The 18,570-nt window shown below is 68.0% G+C and carries 13 protein-coding genes and 1 pseudogene; 7 read left to right on the top strand and 7 right to left on the bottom strand.

Annotation, left to right across the window (positions count from 1 at the left end; all coding sequences use genetic code 11):
* Positions 1–124: 124 nt before the first annotated feature.
* Positions 125–3,145: a glycosyl hydrolase gene (locus AB0M87_RS14320; RefSeq protein ID WP_365852482.1), complete on the top strand. Its 3,021-nt coding sequence runs from the start codon at positions 125–127 to the stop codon at positions 3,143–3,145.
* Between the two features lie 165 nt (positions 3,146–3,310).
* Here the strand turns inward: AB0M87_RS14320 and AB0M87_RS14315 are convergent, their stop codons facing one another.
* The 6 genes from AB0M87_RS14315 to AB0M87_RS14290 all read right to left on the bottom strand — a co-directional run bounded on the left by AB0M87_RS14315 (position 3,311) and on the right by AB0M87_RS14290 (position 9,510).
* Positions 3,311–4,336 (bottom strand): LacI family DNA-binding transcriptional regulator, encoded by a 1,026-nt coding sequence (locus AB0M87_RS14315; RefSeq protein ID WP_365852480.1) that lies wholly within the window; start codon positions 4,334–4,336, stop codon positions 3,311–3,313.
* A gap of 101 nt (positions 4,337–4,437) precedes the next feature.
* A complete protein-coding gene (locus AB0M87_RS14310; RefSeq protein ID WP_365852478.1) occupies positions 4,438–4,758 on the bottom strand; it encodes an L-rhamnose mutarotase in 321 nt (106 codons plus the stop codon).
* Between the two features lie 17 nt (positions 4,759–4,775).
* Entirely contained in the window at positions 4,776–5,855 is a 1,080-nt protein-coding gene (gene rhaS / locus AB0M87_RS14305) for a rhamnose ABC transporter substrate-binding protein (protein ID WP_365852690.1), read from the bottom strand.
* A 46-nt stretch (positions 5,856–5,901) separates the two neighbouring features.
* The gene (locus tag AB0M87_RS14300) at positions 5,902–6,936 is read right to left on the bottom strand and encodes an ABC transporter permease (RefSeq protein ID WP_365852476.1); all 1,035 of its coding nucleotides are present in this window, start codon (positions 6,934–6,936) and stop codon (positions 5,902–5,904) included.
* Entirely contained in the window at positions 6,929–7,984 is a 1,056-nt protein-coding gene (locus AB0M87_RS14295) for an ABC transporter permease (RefSeq protein ID WP_365852474.1), read from the bottom strand. The genes AB0M87_RS14300 and AB0M87_RS14295 overlap by 8 nt, the downstream gene beginning before the upstream one ends.
* Complete coding sequence (locus AB0M87_RS14290) at positions 7,981–9,510, bottom strand: sugar ABC transporter ATP-binding protein (protein WP_365852472.1); 1,530 nt, start codon at positions 9,508–9,510, stop codon at positions 7,981–7,983. Before AB0M87_RS14290 ends, AB0M87_RS14295 begins: the two co-directional genes overlap by 4 nt.
* A 405-nt stretch (positions 9,511–9,915) precedes the next feature.
* Here AB0M87_RS14290 and rhaI point away from each other — a divergent pair, with 405 nt between their 5' ends.
* The 6 genes from rhaI to AB0M87_RS14260 all read left to right on the top strand — a co-directional run bounded on the left by rhaI (position 9,916) and on the right by AB0M87_RS14260 (position 17,807).
* On the top strand, positions 9,916–11,082 hold the full coding sequence (gene rhaI / locus AB0M87_RS14285; protein ID WP_365852470.1) for an L-rhamnose isomerase: 1,167 nt from the start codon (positions 9,916–9,918) through the stop codon (positions 11,080–11,082).
* 58 nt (positions 11,083–11,140) lie between these two features.
* Positions 11,141–13,183, top strand: coding sequence for a bifunctional aldolase/short-chain dehydrogenase (locus AB0M87_RS14280; RefSeq protein ID WP_365852468.1), 2,043 nt, complete (start codon positions 11,141–11,143; stop codon positions 13,181–13,183).
* 232 nt (positions 13,184–13,415) lie between these two features.
* The gene (locus AB0M87_RS14275) at positions 13,416–14,921 is read left to right on the top strand and encodes a rhamnulokinase family protein (RefSeq protein WP_365852466.1); all 1,506 of its coding nucleotides are present in this window, start codon (positions 13,416–13,418) and stop codon (positions 14,919–14,921) included.
* Positions 14,921–15,664, top strand: coding sequence for a (Fe-S)-binding protein (locus AB0M87_RS14270; RefSeq protein ID WP_365852463.1), 744 nt, complete (start codon positions 14,921–14,923; stop codon positions 15,662–15,664). Before AB0M87_RS14275 ends, AB0M87_RS14270 begins: the two co-directional genes overlap by 1 nt.
* Positions 15,661–17,085: a LutB/LldF family L-lactate oxidation iron-sulfur protein gene (locus AB0M87_RS14265; protein WP_365852461.1), complete on the top strand. Its 1,425-nt coding sequence runs from the start codon at positions 15,661–15,663 to the stop codon at positions 17,083–17,085. The genes AB0M87_RS14270 and AB0M87_RS14265 overlap by 4 nt, the downstream gene beginning before the upstream one ends.
* Positions 17,082–17,807 carry a lactate utilization protein C gene (locus tag AB0M87_RS14260; RefSeq protein WP_365852459.1) on the top strand — a complete coding sequence of 242 codons (726 nt, stop codon included), beginning with the start codon at positions 17,082–17,084 and terminating at the stop codon, positions 17,805–17,807. Before AB0M87_RS14265 ends, AB0M87_RS14260 begins: the two co-directional genes overlap by 4 nt.
* A gap of 83 nt (positions 17,808–17,890) precedes the next feature.
* Here the strand turns inward: AB0M87_RS14260 and AB0M87_RS14255 are convergent.
* Positions 17,891–18,570: pseudogene (locus tag AB0M87_RS14255) on the bottom strand (glycosyl hydrolase); the annotation flags it as partial.

Here is an 18,570-nt window from a genome sequence, read left to right as displayed (position 1 = left end):
TCCTGCAGAGTTAAAACGATTCATAACGTTCACCGGAAAGCACCGACGGTCCCTCTCCAGCGGCTTCGCTCATGCGAGTGCCCGGCTCGTCGGCGTGGCACGTGCAGCAAGGAGACAGACCACCATGAGTGATGCCGATGCCCGGGATGAGTACGGGTTCACGCGCCGACTGCTACTGCGAACCGCGGCCGTCGCCGGGGCCGGTACCGCCCTGGCCTGGGGCGCCCCGGCCGGCACCGCGCTGGCCGCATCTCCCGGGCCCCCGGCGGCTCGCACCGGCGATGCGGGCTGGCTCGCGCATCCCGGACGGCCGGTGCAGCCGAAGTTCCGCTGGTGGTGGCCGGACGCTCTGGTGGACCCGCGCGAGATCAGACGTGAGGTGAACCAGATCGCCGACGCCGGGTTCGGCGGCGTGGAGATCGCCGCGGTCACCCACAGCCTGGACGACAAGACGGTGCTCCACGTGGCCGAGAACGGCTGGGGCACCCCGGCGTGGACGGCCCGTGTCGAGGCCGCCCTGGACCAGGCCGCCAAGCGTGGAATCACCGTTGACCTCACCGTCGGCCCGAGTTGGCCGACGGCAGTCCCCTCCATCACTGCGGACAGCGAAGCAGCCGTCAAGGAACTCGCTCACGGTGCAGTGCAGGTGGCGGGCGGAACGACCTACACGGGCCCGGTTCCGGCGCCCGTGGTAGCTGCCGCCTCGGGTGTCACCCGGCAGCAGTTGGTGCTCGTGCAGGCTGCGCAGATCGACACCGCCAACTCCACGCGCAAGGAGACCGGGCTCAGCTTCTCTTCGGTGCGCGATCTGACCGACCAGGTCGCCGAAGGAACCATCAACTGGACCGCGCCGTCGGACGGCGAATGGGTCCTCATCGCCTACTGGATGCGCGGCTCAGGTCAGACCCCGGAGTCGGGTCCCCATACCTCCCCCGCCGCGTACGTCGTCGACCACTTCAGCGAGGCCGGCATCCAGGCGGTCATCGACTTCTGGGAAGCGCACATCCTGACCGCCCCGGTACGGAGGCTGCTCAAGAAGGCCGGCGGCGCCCTGTTCGAGGACTCACTGGAGATCGAGACCGACGCGCTCCAGTGGACGTCCGGCCTGCCCGCTGCCTTCGAGAAGTACTGCGGTTACGCGCTGGAGCCCTACCTGCCCGCGGTGATCCTCAGCAAGAGCAACCAGGTCTTCGCCTTCGACGCCGCGCTGACCCGCCAGGTCCGGCACGACTTCTGGAACACGGTCTCCCGACTGTTCAACGACCACCATGTCACCGTGTTGAAGAAGTGGGCGCGCTCCCTCGGTCTGAAGCTCCGGATGCAGCCGTACGGACTGCAGACCGACGCGATCGCCACCGCTTCGATCCTGGACATACCCGAAGGAGAATCACTGGGGTTCAAGAACCTCGACGACTACCGGTGCCTGGCAGGCGCACGCGACATGGCCGGCCGGACCATCCTGTCCTGCGAGTCGGGCGCCTACACGGGAGGCGCCTACAACACGACATGGCAGAAGTTCCTGACCACGATGGGCGGGGCCTACGCGGCCGGAGTGAACCAGACCGTGGTGCACGGTTTCTCGTACGCCACGGTGCCCGGCGTAAAGTGGCCGGGCTACGCGGCGTTCACCCCATACCACGGCAAGGTCGGCTACGGGGAGTCCTGGGGGCCCCGGCAGCCGACCTGGCAGCATATCCCGGACGTATCAGGTTATCTCAGCCGTATCCACCAGGTTCTGCAGTCCGGCACCACCCGGGCCGACGTCGCGGTGTTTCGCCAGACCGGGTACACCGCGACCGGGATCGGAGCGTCATGGTTCACCGCAAGCGGCATTCCGCTCGGCTGGACCCACCAGTTCATCAGCGGCCCGCTACTGGAACTGCCCCATGCGAAGGTCTCGGGCGGTCGGCTCGCTCCGGACGGCCCCGCCTATAAGGCGCTGTTCATCGAGGGTGACTTCTTCTCGGGTTCCACCTGCACGCTCCGGGTAGCGGACGCCGAACGGCTGCTGGACTTCACCATGGCCGGTCTTCCCATCGTCATGCTGGGCGCCTGGGACACCGCGACGGTGCCCGGTGTGCCCGCTGACGGCGAGAACGAGCGACTGCGGACGGTCGTCAGCAAGCTGCTCGCCCAGCCCCGGGTGCGCAGGGTGTCGGACAAGGCCGATGTCGGGGCGGCGCTGGCCGATCTGGGTGTGCAGCCGGCCGTCCGGTACGCGACTGCTTCCACCCTGCTCAACGCCCATCGCGTCGCCGACGGCGTCGACTATTACTACCTGTGTAACGGCAAGCACGCCGAGAACGTAAAGCCACCGGTCGCCCCCATTGACCACGAGGTGACTCTGCGCCGGACCGGACCCGAGGGCGTCCCCTATCTGCTCGACCTGTGGACCGGCAGGGCCCGGCGTATCGGCCGGTATGTGGAGGACGACGACTCCATCCGGCTGCGCGTGACCCTCCAGCCCGCCGAGACCGCCCTCGTGGCCATCGGCCGGCCGGGCCTGTTCGGCGACCGAGCCGGCAAGCGGCCGCACGCCGTGAGCAGCCAGGCCGAATCCGTGGAGTTCGTGGACGGTGAACTGACGGTCCGCCACTCGGCCGCACGCACCGTCGACACCGTACTGTCCCAGGGCCGAACCGTCCGCACCACGATCGGTGAGGTGCCCGACCCCAGGGTGCTGTCGGCCTGGCAGCTGCATGTGGAGGACTGGCGACCGGGAGGTGCCCTGACCACCACGACCGTGACAGGGCACGACCTGTTGCTGGACGCTCTTGCACCGTGGTCACAGCTGGATGGCCTGGAGGACGTCTCCGGAGTGGGCCGTTACCGCACCACCGTCACCCTGGAACGGTCGTGGACCGGTGGATATGGCGCCTACCTGGAATTGGGCCCGCTGAACGGCACCTGCCGGGTGACCGTCAACGGCAACCGGCTCGACGCCGTCGACCAGATCAACCCGGTGGTGGACGTCGGCCCGTGGCTGAAGCGGGGTGACAACACGATCGAGGTCGAGGTGGCAACCGCCCTCGCCAACCGGCTGCGGGTGACCGATCCCGATGTCTACGGCGGGCTCGCTCGTCAGCAGTACGGACTGACCGGCCCGGTCCGGCTCGTGCCGTACGGCCAGGCCCGCGTCGGCTGAGGCTCCGCCCGGGAGATGCGGTCAGCCGGGCGAGTGCGTCCTCGGGCTGTCCGCGTCCCCGGCGGTGGGTTCGTAATGCGTTGCCCGTGAGCGAGTGGGTTGGGCGCGGAACAGACCGCGCTTCCTGTTCCGTGGCGGAGGTGAGCCGACAGGCCGACGCTTCGGTCAGCGGGTCCGCAGGCTGGAGTGCCGAACCACCAACTCGGGCTGCAATACCACCTGGCGGTGCTGGTGGATCGTCGCGCCGGCCCGTTGCTCGGTTTCCTCCAGGAGGAGTTCGGCCGCCAGGGCACCCATGGTGGCGGCCGGCTGGCGGACGGAGGTGAGGGGCACGGCAGCAGCAGCGGCGAACTCGATGTCGTCGTAGCCGACGATGGCGAGGTCTCCGGGAACGCTGACCCCCGCGGCGTACATGGACTGCAGGAGGCCGAGGGCGAGGAGGTCGTTGGCGCAGAAGACGGCGGTCGGGCGGTCGGCGAGGCCGAGCAGGCGGGCGCCGGCGTCCCGGCCGGCGGCCACGTCGAGGCGCTCGGTAGGCAGTTCGCGCAGGGCGTCGGAGCCGAGACCGGCCTCGGCCAGAGCCATCAGGGCGCCCGCGCGGCGGTCGAGGATCTGGTTCAGGCCGGGCGGGCCGGTGACATACGCGATGGAGCGGTGCCCGGCGTCCACCAGGTGGCGGACCGCCAGGGCACCGCCCGCGACGTCGTCGACGGAGACCGAGCATCCTGCCGATCCGTCCGCGACCCGGTCGACCAGTACGAAGGGGATGTCATGGCGGCGGAACGCTTCAATGCTGCGGCCGGTGGCGTCGGCCGGAGTGAGCAGGACACCGCGCACCCGCTGCTCGGCGAAGAGGGAGAGGTACTCGGATTCATCGTTCGGGTTCTGAGCGCTGTTGCAGACCATCACGCCGAGCCCGGCCTCGCGTGCGGCCCGCTCGGCGCCGCGGGCGACATCGACGAAGAAGGGGTTGCCCATGTCGAGGACGAGCAGTCCCATGATCCGGCTGCGGCCCGCACGCAGTTGGCGGGCGGACTCGCTACGGACGTAGCCGAGCCGGTCGATCGTGGACAGCACCCGCGCCCGGGTGTCGGCGGCGACCGTATCCGGACGGTTGATCACGTTCGAGACCGTCCCGACCGAGACTTTGGCGGCGCGGGCGACGTCCTTGATCCCCACCGACTGGGCCATCAGACGGATCCTCCTGATCGATGCGGGACAGCGGAAAGCCTGATCTCAACTTCAGCGCGGGGGATCGCCACGGCACATCTCCTCACACGGGGCTGTCGGGGTCAGGCAAGGTGGAACACCTCGGTCAGGGGCTTCATCCCCTCGTCGGGCCGGGCGCCGTCCAGTGCTTCGAAGAACGGCGCCATCTCGGCCTGCCAGCGGGAGTTGACGTCGGTGGCCTCCATGGCTGCCTTGACGGCCTCGAAGTCCTCGGTCTCCAGATTGCCGACGAGCAGGCCGTCGTCGCGCAGGAAGAGCGAGTAGTGGTGCCAGCCGGCGGCCGAGAGCGCGGCACGCATCTCGGGCCACACGGCGGCGTGACGTTCGCGGTACTCGGCGCTCCGGTCCTCGCGGACCTGAAGGACGAAACAGACGCGCTGCATGCAGTACCGCTCCCGGACTAGAAGTTGAACTGGTCGATGTTCTTGGCGTTGAAGACCGTCGGCTTGCCGAGGTTGATCACCCCGTCCTTGCCTATCGTGTACGCCCCCATCGCGCCGGCCTTGAAGGTCTCGCCCTCCTTGCCGCTGATCTGCCCGGAGGACAGTGCGACGGCGGTGCGTGCGGCGAGCTCGCCCAGCTTGGCCGGGTCCCACAGCTCGAAGGCTTCGACGGTGCCGTTCTTGACGTACTTGCGCATGTCGTTGGGGGTACCAAGGCCGGACAGCTTGACCTTGCCCTTGTACTTGGAACCGGACAGGTACTGGGCGGCGGCCTTGATACCGACCGTGGTCGGGGAGATGATCCCCTTCAGGCCCGGGTACTCCTGGAGGAGGCCCTGGGTCTGCTGGAAGGACTGCTGGGCGTCGTCGTTGCCGTAGGCGACCTTGACCAGCTTGACGTCCTTGTACTTCGGGTCCTTCAACTCCTCCTTCATGTAGTCGATCCAGGTGTTCTGGTTCGTCGCGGTCTGCGCGGCGGACAGGATCGCGATCTCGCCCTTGTAGCCGATCTGCTGGGCAAGCAGTTGCACCTGGGTGCGGCCGAGGTCCTCGGCGGATGCCTGCGAGACGAAAGCGTTGCGGCAGTCGGCCTTGGTGTCGGAGTCGTAGGTGACGACCTTGATGCCGTTCTGCATGGCCTGTTTCAACGCGGTGCACAGAGCGCCCGGATCCTGCGCGGACACAGCCATCGCGTTCACCTGCTGCTGGGTGAGGGTGTTGACGTAGGAGACCTGGCCGGAAGTGTCCGTACCGCTGGACGGGCCCACCTCCTTGTACTTCTCGCCCAACTCCGCCAGGACCTTTTTGCCGCCGTTGTCGGCGGAGGTGAAGTAGGGGTTGTTGACCTGCTTGGGCAGGAAGCCGACGGTCAGGCCCTTCTTCGTCGCGGCGCTCGGGTCCGCCTTGCCTGCCGAGACAGCCCCGCCTTCCTTCTGGGCGTCGCTCTTGGTGGTGCCCCCACAAGCGGTGGCACCGAGGGCGAGGGCGGCCGTCACGGAAACGGCCACAGTCAGCCGACGAGTTCTGGTGGTGAGCAGAGACACGGTGGTTCCTTTTCGGGGTGTGTGCGGGACGGTGCGTGGTTCAGGAGACGGCAGTCGATGCTGCGAGGGACGCGACCACCGCCCTCTTGCGAGCTCTGGCCCGGGCGATTTCACGGCTGACGCGCGGGGCGAGGACCGAGACGACGAGCAGGACTCCGGTGACGACGATCTGCGACTGGGCGGAGACGTTGAGCAGGCTCATCACGTTCTGCAGCGCGCCGAGCAGGAAGACACCCGCGATCGCGCCGCCCAGGGTTCCCTTGCCGCCGTCGAAATCGATGCCGCCGAGCAGCACCGCGGCGATGACGGAGAGCTCGAGCCCGGTGGCGTTGTCATAGCGGGCGCTGGCGTAGTGCAACGCCCAGAAGACCCCGGTGAGCGCGGAGAGCAAACCCGTGGTGACGAACATCGACAGTTTCAGCGTCTTGACCCGGAGGCCGGCGAACCGCGCGGCCTCTTCGCTCGCTCCGATGGCGAACAGGGAGCGGCCGACGGGAGTGGCGTGCAGTACCACGACGGCGATCACGAGCAGCACGGCGAAGGGGATGGCCGCGTAGGGGATGAACGTGTCACCGATGCGGCCAGCGCCGAAGTCCAAGTACTGCGTGGGGAAGTCCGTGACGGAATCGGAACCCAGCACGATCTGGGCGATGCCACGGTAGGCCGCCATGGTGCCGATGGTGACGGCGAGAGAAGGCAGACCGAGTCGGGTGACGAGCAGACCGTTGACCAGGCCGCACACCATCCCGAGCAGCAGACACACCGGAATGATCGTCTCGATCGCCATGCCCTGGTTCCACAGGGCGCCCATCACCGCCCCGGACAGCCCGGCGGTGGAACCGACGGACAGGTCCACCTCACCGGAGACGACCAGCATGGTCATCGGCAGGGCGATCAGTGCGATGGGGAGGGTATTGCCGATCAGGAAGGAGATGTTCAGCGTGTTCCCGAAGTTGCCGACGAACGAGAACGAGCAGATCAGCAGGGTGAGCAACAGCCCACCGACCATGGTGTCCCAGCGGACTGCGCCGCCGAACCGGGCCCAGGGGGATGTCTTCGTGTTGACGTCAGGCATGGCGGGCGCTCCTCATCTGTGCTGCCTGCTTGCGAAGCACTGAGGCGACTCGCAGTGCCAGTATCCGGTCAACGGCGATGGCGAGAAGCAGCAGAATGCCGTTGATCGCGGTGACCCAGACGGAACTGACGCCGAGCGCGGGCAGGACGCTGTTGATGGAGGTCAGCAACAGTGCGCCGAGTGCGGCGCCGTAGACGCTGCCCGAGCCGCCGGTAAAGGCGACCCCACCGACCACGACCGCGCTGACGACGGTGAGTTCGTAGCCGTTGCCCGTAGCGGAATCGACGTTGCCGAAACGGGCGAGGTACAGGGCTCCGGCCAGGCCCGCGAGGGCGCCGCATACGACGTAGGCCGTCATGACCCGCTTGCGGACGGGGATGCCCGCGAGGGAGGCGGCCTCGGGACTGGAGCCGAGGGCGTACATGTCGCGTCCGCTGCGGTAGCTGCGCAGGTAGTAACCGACGACGAGCAGGACCGCGACAGCGAGCAGGGCGAGATAGGGCACCACCTGGATGCCGTTGTGGCCGAAGCCGATGAAGCCGTCGGGCAGGGCGTCGGCGGTGATCTGCCGGGAGCCGACCCAGATGGAGTCGATGCCCCGGACGATGTAGAGCGTGCCGAGCGTGACGACGAGTGCGGGGACCTTCCCGAAGCTGACCAAGGCACCGTTGAGCAGGCCGAAGAGGGCGCCGAGGGCGACCGCGACGATCACCGCGGCAAGTGGACTGCCTCCGCCCTGCAGGTAGTTGCCGGCGGCGAAGGCGCTGATGCCGAGTACGGAGCCGACGGACAGGTCGACGTTACGGGTGATCACCACGACGGCCTGGCCGGTCGCGACCAGTACCAGCATCGTGGCATTGAGCAGCAAATCCTTGATGCCCTGCGAAGACAGGAACTCGGTGTTCGACAGCTGTGTGACAACGAGCATCATCACGAGTACGGCGGCCACGGCCAGTTCACGGGCCTTGAACACCTTGTCGATCAGTCGGCGTCCCGCTGCGGGGCTGGGCGCGGTCCCTTCGCGCACCGGCGTAGCGGTCACGGTCATGCCGCGTTCCTTCCTCGTGTCACACGGCCGGTGGCCGCCGCCATCACGGTTTCCTCGGTGGCCTCGGCCCGGGGGATGTCGGCGGCCAGACGGCCCTCGTACATGACGAGCACACGGTCGGCCATGCCGAGAATCTCGGGCAGGTCGGAGGAGATCATCAGTACGGCCACGCCCTGGGCGGCGAGCGAGGACAGCAGCCGGTGCACCTCGGCCTTGGTGCCGACGTCGATGCCGCGTGTCGGCTCGTCGACGATCAGCACCTGTGGTGCGGTCGCGAGCCACTTGGCAAGGACCACCTTCTGCTGATTGCCGCCGGAAAGCGTGCCGACGACATCGGCCAGGCGTGCGTACTTGACCTGGAGCTTCACCGCCCAGTCGACGGCTCGACTGCGCTCGGCCGTGCGGTTCATCAGGCCGCCACGCGTCGTGTCGGCGAAGCCTGTGAGCCCGATGTTCCGCTCGATGGACATGTCCATCACCAGCCCCTGGGCCCTGCGGTCCTCCGGGACGAGGGCGAGGCCCGCGCCCATCGCGAGACTGGGCGCCCCGGGCTTCAGCTTCCTGCCGAGCACCTCGACCTCGCCGCCGTCGAACCGGTCGACGCCGAAGACCGCGCGCGCCACCTCACTGCGTCCCGCACCGACCAGGCCGGCCAGGCCGACGATCTCGCCGCGCCGTACCTCGAAGGAGACGTCGGTGAAGACGCCTTCCCGGGTCAGCCGTCGCACGGTGAGTGCCACCTCCCCGATGTCGGTGGCCTGCTTGGGGTACAGCTCGTCGAGGTCCCGGCCGACCATCCGGCGCACCAGGTCGTCCTCGGTGAGTCCCTCCAGCGGCTCGCTGCTGATCCAGGCGCCGTCGCGCAGGGTGGTGACCCGCTGGCACAGCTCGAAAATCTCCTCCAAGCGGTGGGAGATGAACAGTACCGCCGCGCCTTGTTCGCGCAGCGTCTTGACCACGCCGAAGAGACGGGCGACCTCACTGCCGGTGAGTGCCGCGGTCGGCTCGTCCATGATCAGGACCCGGGCGTCGAAGGACAGTGCCTTGGCGATCTCGACCAGTTGCTGATCGGCGATGGACAGGCCGCGAGCCGGCTGATCGGGATCGAGGTCCACTCCAAGACGGGTGAACAGGTCCGCGGCGGCGTTCTTGACCGCCCGGTGGTCGACCCGGCCGAACGAGCGGGACAGCTGTCGGCCCACGAAGATGTTCTCGGCGACGGACAGATCGGGGAAGAGCGTCGGCTCCTGATAGATCACGGCGACGCCGGCGTCCCGAGCATCGGCGGGACCGTGGAACTCGACCGGATCGTCGTCGAGAAGGACGGTGCCCGTGTCGGGCCGGTGCACGCCGGCAAGTGTCTTGATCAGGGTCGACTTGCCCGCGCCGTTCTCGCCGGCCAGGGCATGCGCTTCGCCGGCGTACAGCTGCAGGCTGACTCCCCGGAGGGCCCGGACCGCACCGAAGGACTTGCTCACCCCCTCCAGCGCGAGCACCGGAGTCGTCTCCGGTTCAGGGTGCGTCATTGCATGGCTCCATGGGTGTGCCGAATGGTGTGCTCGACAAGAGAGGTTCGGGGCCGCGGCCGGTGTACTCCGACCGCCACATGTGAATTGATTCAACGAGTTGCCCGGAAGCTAGCCCCATCCGCCGCACAGGTCAAGAGGTTGAAGCGGAATCCGGTCGGTGGCACTGGTCTCGGAAGGTCGGACGCTCATGACAACCACCTTGAAGTGCTCAGACGTTGCACACAACCCTTCCCCCTCCCGAGTGGAGCACGATTGCATAAGGCGTACGAAGCGCCCCGCCGACTCTTGACGTCGCCGTAGCCTGTGACTACCTTCGAAAGAGATAGTGAATCGATTCATCCTTTCTTCGAGCTTCCCCAGTCAGCCCTCATCCGCGGGCTGCACACGCAACTTGAGGTTGACATGCCTGACATCGCCGCGGTGAAGGCCGCACTCACCGACCAGCGGATCGAGACGCCGTCCTGGGGCTACGGCAACTCCGGCACCCGATTCAAGGTCTTCGCTCAGGCAGGCGTGCCCCGTACACCGTTCGAGAAGTTGGACGATGCGGCACGGGTGCACGAGTTCACCGGCATTGCGCCCAAGGTCTCGTTGCACATCCCCTGGGACAAGGTCGAGGACTACGCGGCTCTGGCCACGCACGCCAAGGAGCGCGGCCTGGAACTGGGAGCCGTCAACTCCAACACCTTCCAGGACGACGACTACAAGCTGGGCAGCGTCTGTCATCCGGACCCCAAGGTGCGGCGCAAGGCCGTCGAGCACCTGCTCGAGTGTGTCGACATCATGGACGCGACCGGGTCGAAGGATCTGAAGCTCTGGTTCGCCGACGGCACCAATTATCCCGGTCAGGACGACATCGTGGCCCGTCAGGACCGCCTGGCGGAGTCCCTCGCCACCGTGTACCAGCGGCTGAGCGACGACCAGCGGATGCTGCTGGAATACAAGTTCTTCGAGCCGGCCTTCTACGCCACTGATGTTCCGGACTGGGGCACCTCATACGTGCAGTGTCTGAAGCTGGGCGACAAGGCGCAGGTCGTCGTGGACACCGGTCATCATGCGCCGGGCACGAACATCGAGTTCATCGTCGCCCTCCTGCTGCGGGAGGGGAAGCTGGGCGGTTTCGACTTCAACTCGCGCTTCTACGCGGACGACGACCTGATGGTGGGCTCCGCGGACCCTTTCCAGCTCTTCCGGATCCTGCACGAGGTAGCCAAGAACGGCGGCTTCGAGAAGGAGACGAACGTGGCGTTCATGCTCGACCAGTGCCACAACATCGAGGCGAAGATCCCGGCAGTCATCCGCTCGGTGATGAACGTCCAGGAGGCCACCGCCAAGGCACTGCTGGTCGACCTCGATGCACTCGCCGCGGCCCAACGCACCGGGGATGTGCTCGCTTCGAACGCCGTCCTGATGGACGCGTACAACACCGATGTGCGTCCCCTGCTCCGCGATCTGCGCGAGGAGCAGGGCCTGCACCCGGACCCCGTCGCCGCCTACCGGGCCTCCGGCTGGCAGGAGCGGATCGCGGCCGAGCGTGTGGGCGGCGAACAGGCCGGCTGGGGAGCCTGACTTCCCCACGCACACCTTCCGATCAGCACAACCGCCCCTCAGCCGAAGGAACACCGACATGGCCAGCGCCCATCCCGAAGTCTCCGCGCTCCTGGAGCGCTCCAACCGCCTCGGATCCGATCCCCGCAACACCAACTACGCCGGCGGTAACACGTCTGCGAAGGGCTCCGGTAGTGATCCCGTGACCGGCGGGCAGGCCGAGCTGATGTGGGTGAAGGGGTCCGGCGGTGACCTCGGGACGCTCACCGAGGCCGGGCTCGCCGTCCTGCGGCTGGACCGGCTGCGGGCACTGGTCGACGTGTATCCAGGCGTCGAGCGCGAGGACGAGATGGTAGCGGCGTTCGACTACTGCCTGCACGGCAAGGGCGGTGCCGCGCCTTCCATCGACACGGCGATGCACGCCCTGGTCGACGCCCCGCACGTGGACCACCTGCACCCCGACTCCGGGATCGCGCTCGCCTGCGCCGCTGACGGGGAGAAGCTGACCGACGAGTGCTTCGGCAACAGCGTGGTGTGGGTGCCGTGGCGGCGGCCCGGATTCCAGCTCGGACTCGACATCGCCGCGATCAAGGAGGCCAACCCGCAGGCCATCGGGTGCGTCCTGGGTGGCCACGGAATCACCGCCTGGGGCGCCACCGCCCAGGAGTGCGAACGCAACTCGCTGCACATCATCCGCACGGCCCAGGAATTCCTCACCGAGCGCGGCAGGCCCGAGCCGTTCGGTCCGGTAATCGAGGGGTACGGTGCGCTGCCCGAGGCAGAGCGACAGGAGCGGGCGGCGGCTCTGGCGCCGTACGTCCGTGCGATCGCCTCCCAGGACCGGCCGCAGGTGGGCCACTTCATCAGCTCGGACACCGTCCTGGACTTCCTCGCCCGCACCGAACACCCGCGGCTCGCCGCGCTCGGCACCTCCTGCCCCGACCACTTCCTGCGCACCAAGGTCCGGCCTCTCGTCCTCGACCTGCCGCCGACGTCCACGGTGGAGGAGGCTGTGGCCCGGCTGAAGGAACTGCACACCGCCTACCGCGAGGACTACGCCGCTTACTACCATCGGCATGCCGACGCGGACTCGCCTGCCATGCGCGGCGCGGACCCGGCGATCGTGCTCGTACCCGGCGTGGGCATGTTCTCCTTCGGCAAGGACAAGCAGACGGCCCGGGTGGCCGGCGATTTCTACATCAACGCCATCAACGTCATGCGCGGCGCGGAAGCCGTGTCGGCGTACGCGCCGATCGAGGAGTCGGAGAAGTTCCGCATCGAGTACTGGGCGCTGGAGGAGGCCAAGCTCCAGCGGATGCCCGATCCCAAGCCGCTGGCGACGCGGGTGGCCCTGGTGACCGGCGCGGGCAGCGGAATCGGCAAGGCCATCGCCCGGCGCCTGGTTGCCGAGGGCGCGTGTGTCGTCGTCGCCGACCTGAACGCCGAGAACGCCACCGCCGTGGCCGAGGAGCTCGGCGGGTCCGACCAGGCCGTCGCCGTCACGGTCGATGTGACGTCCGAGGAACAGATCGCGATCGCCTTCAGGGCCGCCGTGCTCGCCTTCGGCGGCGTCGACCTCGTCGTCAACAATGCCGGCATCTCCATCTCCAAACCGCTGCTGGAGACCTCCGCCAAGGACTGGGATCTCCAGCACGACATCATGGCCCGCGGCTCCTTCCTCGTCTCGCGTGAGGCGGCGCGGGTGATGACCGCGCAGGGGCTGGGCGGCGACATCATCTACATCGCCTCGAAGAACGCCGTCTTCGCCGGCCCGAACAACATCGCCTACTCCGCTACCAAGGCGGACCAGGCCCACCAGGTGCGGCTGTTGGCAGCTGAGTTGGGCACGCACGGCATTCGGGTCAACGGGGTCAACCCGGACGGAGTGGTGCGCGGCTCGGGAATCTTCGCGGGCGGCTGGGGCGCCCAGCGCGCCGCGACGTACGGCATCGATGAGGAGAATCTCGGCGAGTTCTACGCCCAGCGGACCCTGCTCAAGCGGGAGGTGCTGCCGGAGCACGTCGCCAACGCCGTATTCGCGCTGACCGGCGGGGAGCTGACCCACACCACGGGCCTGCACGTCCCGGTCGACGCCGGCGTCGCGGCCGCCTTCCTCCGCTGACGCCCCCGGCGGGACGTCTCCTCTCCTTCTCGTCCCCGCCGGGCGAGGCTCCCTCACAACGCCCCTGGGGCCGGCTGCCACGGGCGCCGGCCCCAGGGTGCGACGGCGGACGACCCCGCGAGATGGCCGGCGCACGAGCATTGTCCGCCCGCGAACGATCGCACGTCTCGCTCCGTCTCGCTCCTTCTCCCTCCTTCCGACCTCACCACCGCATCCGCGCAGGAGCCACCACATGTCCATCGACTCACCCGGCTTCGCGCCCCCCGCCTACTTCGCCGCGGCCGATCTGGGCGCTACCAGCGGGCGGGTCTTCCTCGGTGATCTCTCACCGGGTCGCCTCCAGCTCACTGAGATGAACCGATTCGAGAACACACCGGTGCGGCTCCCCGACGGGTTGCACTGGGACACGCTCGCCCTGTATCAGGGCGTGGTCGACGGCCTGCGCGCAGCCTCCCGCGCCACTGACGGGTGCCTGACCTCGATCGGTGTGGACAGCTGGGCCGTGGACTACGGACTTCTCGACGCCGACGGCGCCCTGTCCGGCCCCCCTTACCACTACCGGGACAGCCGTACCCACACCGGAGCCGAAAGTGTCTGGCCCAAGATCGGGCCGGAGGAGCTGTACCGGATCACCGGGCTGCAGCATCTCCCCTTCAACACCGTCTTCCAGCTTGCCTCTGCGGCAGGCAGTGCTCAGCTCCACACCGCACGCACGCTGCTGCTCATCCCTGACCTGCTCACGTACTGGCTTACCGGGTCCCTGGGCACCGAGGAGACCAATGCCTCCACCACCGGGCTCTTCGACGTTCACACCGGGACCTGGTCCGACGACGTTCTCAACGCCCTGTCTCTCGACCGCTCACTGCTGCTGCCGCTGCGCTCCCCCGGCGATCCGGCCGGAACCCTGCTGCCCCACGTAGCCGCGGACACCGGCCTGGACCCCGCCACCCCGGTGACGACGGTTGCTTCCCACGACACGGCCTCCGCCGTCGCGGCAGTCCCCGCCACCGAGCCTCACTTCGCATACATCTCGTGCGGCACCTGGTCGCTGGCCGGGCTCGAACTGGAAACGCCCGTAGTCAACGAGGCGTCCCGCGAGGCGAACTTCACCAACGAGCGAGGTATCGACGGGACCATCCGCTACCTGCGCAACGTCATGGGAATGTGGCTGTTGGAGGAGTGCCGGCGCACGTGGGCAGCGCAAGGCCGGCCGGCGCACCTCCCGGAGCTGCTCGCCGACGCCGCCCGGGCTCAAGCATTCGCCTGCATCATCGACCCCGACGCCCCGGAATTCCTGCCGCCCGGTGACATGCCGGAACGAATCGCGGCGTACTGCCGCCGCACGGGACAGCCCGTCCCCCGCGGTCAGGGCCCCATGGTCCGCTGCATCCTGGAAAGCCTGTCCCTGGCTCACCGGCGTACCCTGCGCCAAGCTGCGAAGCTCGCCGACCGCGAGATCAGTCAGGTCCACCTCGTCGGCGGTGGCTCCCGCAACGAACTGCTGTGCCAGTTCACTGCAGACGCCACCGGATTGCGCGTGATCGCCGGTCCCACTGAGGCCACCGCTCTGGGCAACATCCTCGTCCAGGCCCGCACCGCACACCGTGTCGGCGACCTGCATGACATGCGTCAGCTCGTCGCCCGCACGCAGGAACTCCGCCACTACACGCCCCGCGGGAACAAGGCGTCCTGGGATGCGGCAGAAGCTCGTATCGTCCGGCCCGGAGGGGAGATGTGATGCGTGTAGCCCTGTTCGCCACCTGCGTCAACGACGCGATCTACCCGTCCACGGCCATCGCCACGGTGAAGGTACTCGAACGCCTTGGAGTGAGCGTGGAATTCCCCGCCGCCCAGACGTGCTGCGGACAGCCGCAGTTCAACACGGGCTACCGCCGCGAAACTGAACCCCTGGTGCGCCGCATGGGCCGAGCCTTTGAGGGATACGACTACATAGTGACCCCCTCGGGGTCCTGTGTGGCAATGGTGCGGGACAATTATCCGCGCGTCGCGCGCAGCAGCGGGCATGAGGATCTGACCCGAGCTGCACAGTCGCTGGTCCCGAGAACGTACGAGCTGACCGAATTCCTGGTGGACGTGCTAGGTGTGACAGACGTCGGCGCCTACTATCCGCACAAGGTGACCTACCACCCGTCCTGTCACGGTCTGCGCATGCTGGCCCTGGGCGACAGGCCCTACCAGTTGCTGCACAACGTCAAGGGGCTGGAGCTTGTGGAGCTGCCCGGGGCCGACGAATGCTGCGGCTTCGGCGGCACCTTCGCCGTGAAGAATCCCGATGTCTCCGCGGCGATGGGCGCGGACAAGGTACACAATGCGCGGTCCACCGGCGCAAGCGTGCTATGCGGCGCGGACAATTCCTGTCTGATGCACATCGGCGGCATCCTCCGCCGCCAAGACGCTCCGCAGCGCACCTTTCATATCGCGGAGATCCTGGCCAGCACGCAAGAGGAGCCCCTGGTATGAGTGGAACATTCGTCGGCATGCCTGCCTTTCCGCAGGCCGCCCGAGAGGCCGTCCACGACGCGACGCTGCGTAGCAATCTGCGCCACGCCACGCACACCATTCGTGCCAAGCGGGAGAAGGCAGTCTCGGAGCTCTCCGACTGGGCGGCGCTGCGCGAGGCCGGCAAGCAGATCAAAGACCACACGCTGCGGCATCTCGACCGCTATCTCGTACAAGTGGAGGAGACCGTCACGGCGGCGGGTGGCGTCGTCCACTGGGCCGCCGACGCGGACGAGGCCAACCGAATCGTGGCGCGGCTGGTGAAGGAGACCGGCGAGTCGGAGGTCGTCAAGGTCAAGTCGATGGCCACGCAGGAGATCGGTCTCAACGAAGCCCTCGAAGCGGAGGGTATCACCGCCTATGAGACCGATCTCGCCGAGCTGATCGTGCAGTTGGGCAAGGACCGGCCGTCGCACATCCTGGTGCCGGCGATCCACCGCAACCGGGGCGAGATCCGGGACATCTTCCGTGCCGAGATGGGCGAGTGGGGGCGGCCGGCGCCCGACGGTCTGACCGACACGCCCGCCGAGCTCGCGGAGGCGGCGCGGCTGCACCTTCGGGAGAAGTTCCTGCGCGCCAAGGTCGGCATCTCGGGCGCCAACTTCGTGGTCGCCGAGACCGGCACACTGGTGGTGGTGGAGTCCGAGGGCAACGGGCGGATGTGCCTCACCCTGCCCGAGACCCTGATCTCGGTCGTGGGCATCGAGAAGATCGTGCCGGGCTGGCGGGACCTGGAGGTGTTCCTGCAGACCCTCCCCCGCTCTTCGACAGCCGAGCGCATGAACCCCTACACCTCCACCTGGACCGGCACCACCGACGAGGACGGCCCGCGCGCCTTCCACCTCGTCCTGCTGGACAACGGCCGCACCGACACTCTCGCCGACGAGGTCGGCCGCCAGGCCCTGCGCTGCATCCGCTGCTCGGCCTGCCTGAACGTCTGCCCGGTGTACGAACGGGCCGGCGGACATGCCTACGGGTCGGTCTATCCGGGGCCGATCGGCGCCATCCTGAGTCCGCAACTGCGGGGCACGGCAAGCGAGATCGATGCCTCCCTGCCCTACGCGTCGTCCCTGTGCGGAGCCTGCTACGAGGTGTGTCCGGTCGCCATCGACATCCCCGAGGTGCTGGTCCATCTGCGGGAACGAGTAGCCGATGAGGGCGGTCGGGGGCACCGTCTGGAAAAGGCGGCGATGAAAGCAGCCGGATGGGTTCTCAACCATCCGGCCGCCCTCGCCACAGGTGAACGCATCGCCGCAAAGACACGCAGGTTCCACCCCAAGAAACTACCCGGGCCGGGTGCCGGTCAGTGGACGAACAGCCGTGACCTGCCGCCCATGCCGGCCGAGCCCTTCCGCGACTGGTGGAGGAAGAACCGAACATGACGACCGAGCCCGATTCCCGCGAACGCATCCTCGCCCGGGTCCGCAGCGCGCTCGCTCACACCGCCGACGCCCACAACGCTTCTGCCGCCGCCGACATCGAACGCAACTACCTCACGTCCCACACACCTGACGACCCAGCCGCCGTGCTCGACCTGCTGCACGAGAACCTTGTCGACTATCGGGCCGTCGTCCGGCGCTGCGCCGACACCGAGCTTCCAGGTGTGATCGCCGAGCTGCTCGGACGACACGCTGTCCGCAGCGTCGCCGTCCCTGATGGTCTGCCCGCGCCCTGGCTTTCCATGGCACACGTCGAACAGCGCCATGACAGCTTCCGCTGCCGGCTGTCTCCGGGGGAGCTCGACACCATCGACGCCGTCGTCACCGGGTGTGCCCTGGCCATCGCCGAGACCGGAACGATCGTCCTCGACACCGGCGCCGGCCAGGGCCGGCGCGCGCTGACCCTCGTACCCGACCTCCACATCTGTGTCGTACGGGCACCGGAACAGGTCGTTGCGTCCGTTCCGCAGGCCATGCCAAGACTCGATCCGGTACGGCCGCTCACCTGGATTTCAGGTCCCTCGGCCACCAGCGATATCGAACTGGACCGCGTCGAAGGCGTGCACGGCCCACGCACATTGGAGGTGGTCCTGCTCACGGAGAGCAAAGCGTCGATGCGGCAGGGGCCACTGGTCACCGGCCGCCGGTTTCCGCGTGAGGCGTAGGAGGTGACGGGCTACGGGGGGCCGGTCGCCGACCGGCCCCCCGCGTGGGAGTGGGGCGGGGCGCCCCCGCCCCTGCCGTTACCTCACCGTTCCGTACGAGCGGCGTGCGGCTTACCGACGTCGGAACGGCCGGCGGCCTGCTTGATCCGTCCTGCTTCCCGCTGGTCGATGACGCCCTCACGCCGAAGGGTGGTGATGATCTTCTCGACGTGCGAGACGAACGCACCGTGGCTGCTCCAGGCCCGGTGATCCTCGATCAGCTCGTTGATCGTGCAGCCGCTCGTCGTGACGAGGTTCGGGATGCCGGTGTTGATCGAGCCGACAAACACCGTCGAACGGCCGTCCTGCTCAGAGCAGTTCGTGGGTGGCTTGCTGTCGACGATGGTGAGGGACAGCGACAGCGCCGTGGAGGCATTGCCGGCCTTGTCGGTGGCCCGGTACAGGAAGGTGTGGCTCCCTGCTCTGTTCACTGCCACCGGTGCGGAGTACGGCAGATAGGGGCCGCCGTCGAGGGAGTACTCGATCCCGGCTACTCCCGACCCCGCGTCCGAAGCCGTCACCGTGACCGTGGCGCTGCCCACGTAGGCGCCGGAGGTGTTCTTCGTGCCGGAGACGGAGGCCGACGTATCCGGCGCAGTCGTGTCCTGCGGCGGCGCCGCGACCACCGTGAAGTCCACCGTCCGCACCGCCGACGTATTACCCGCCTTATCCGTCGCCCGATACGCCAGCGTGTGCTGACCCACCCCGCTCACCTGCACCGGCG

Origin of the sequence: Streptomyces sp. NPDC051320 (assembly GCF_040682175.1) — a bacterium.
GTDB lineage: Bacteria > Actinomycetota > Actinomycetes > Streptomycetales > Streptomycetaceae > Streptomyces.
This window is presented reverse-complemented; position numbering and strand designations above follow the sequence as displayed.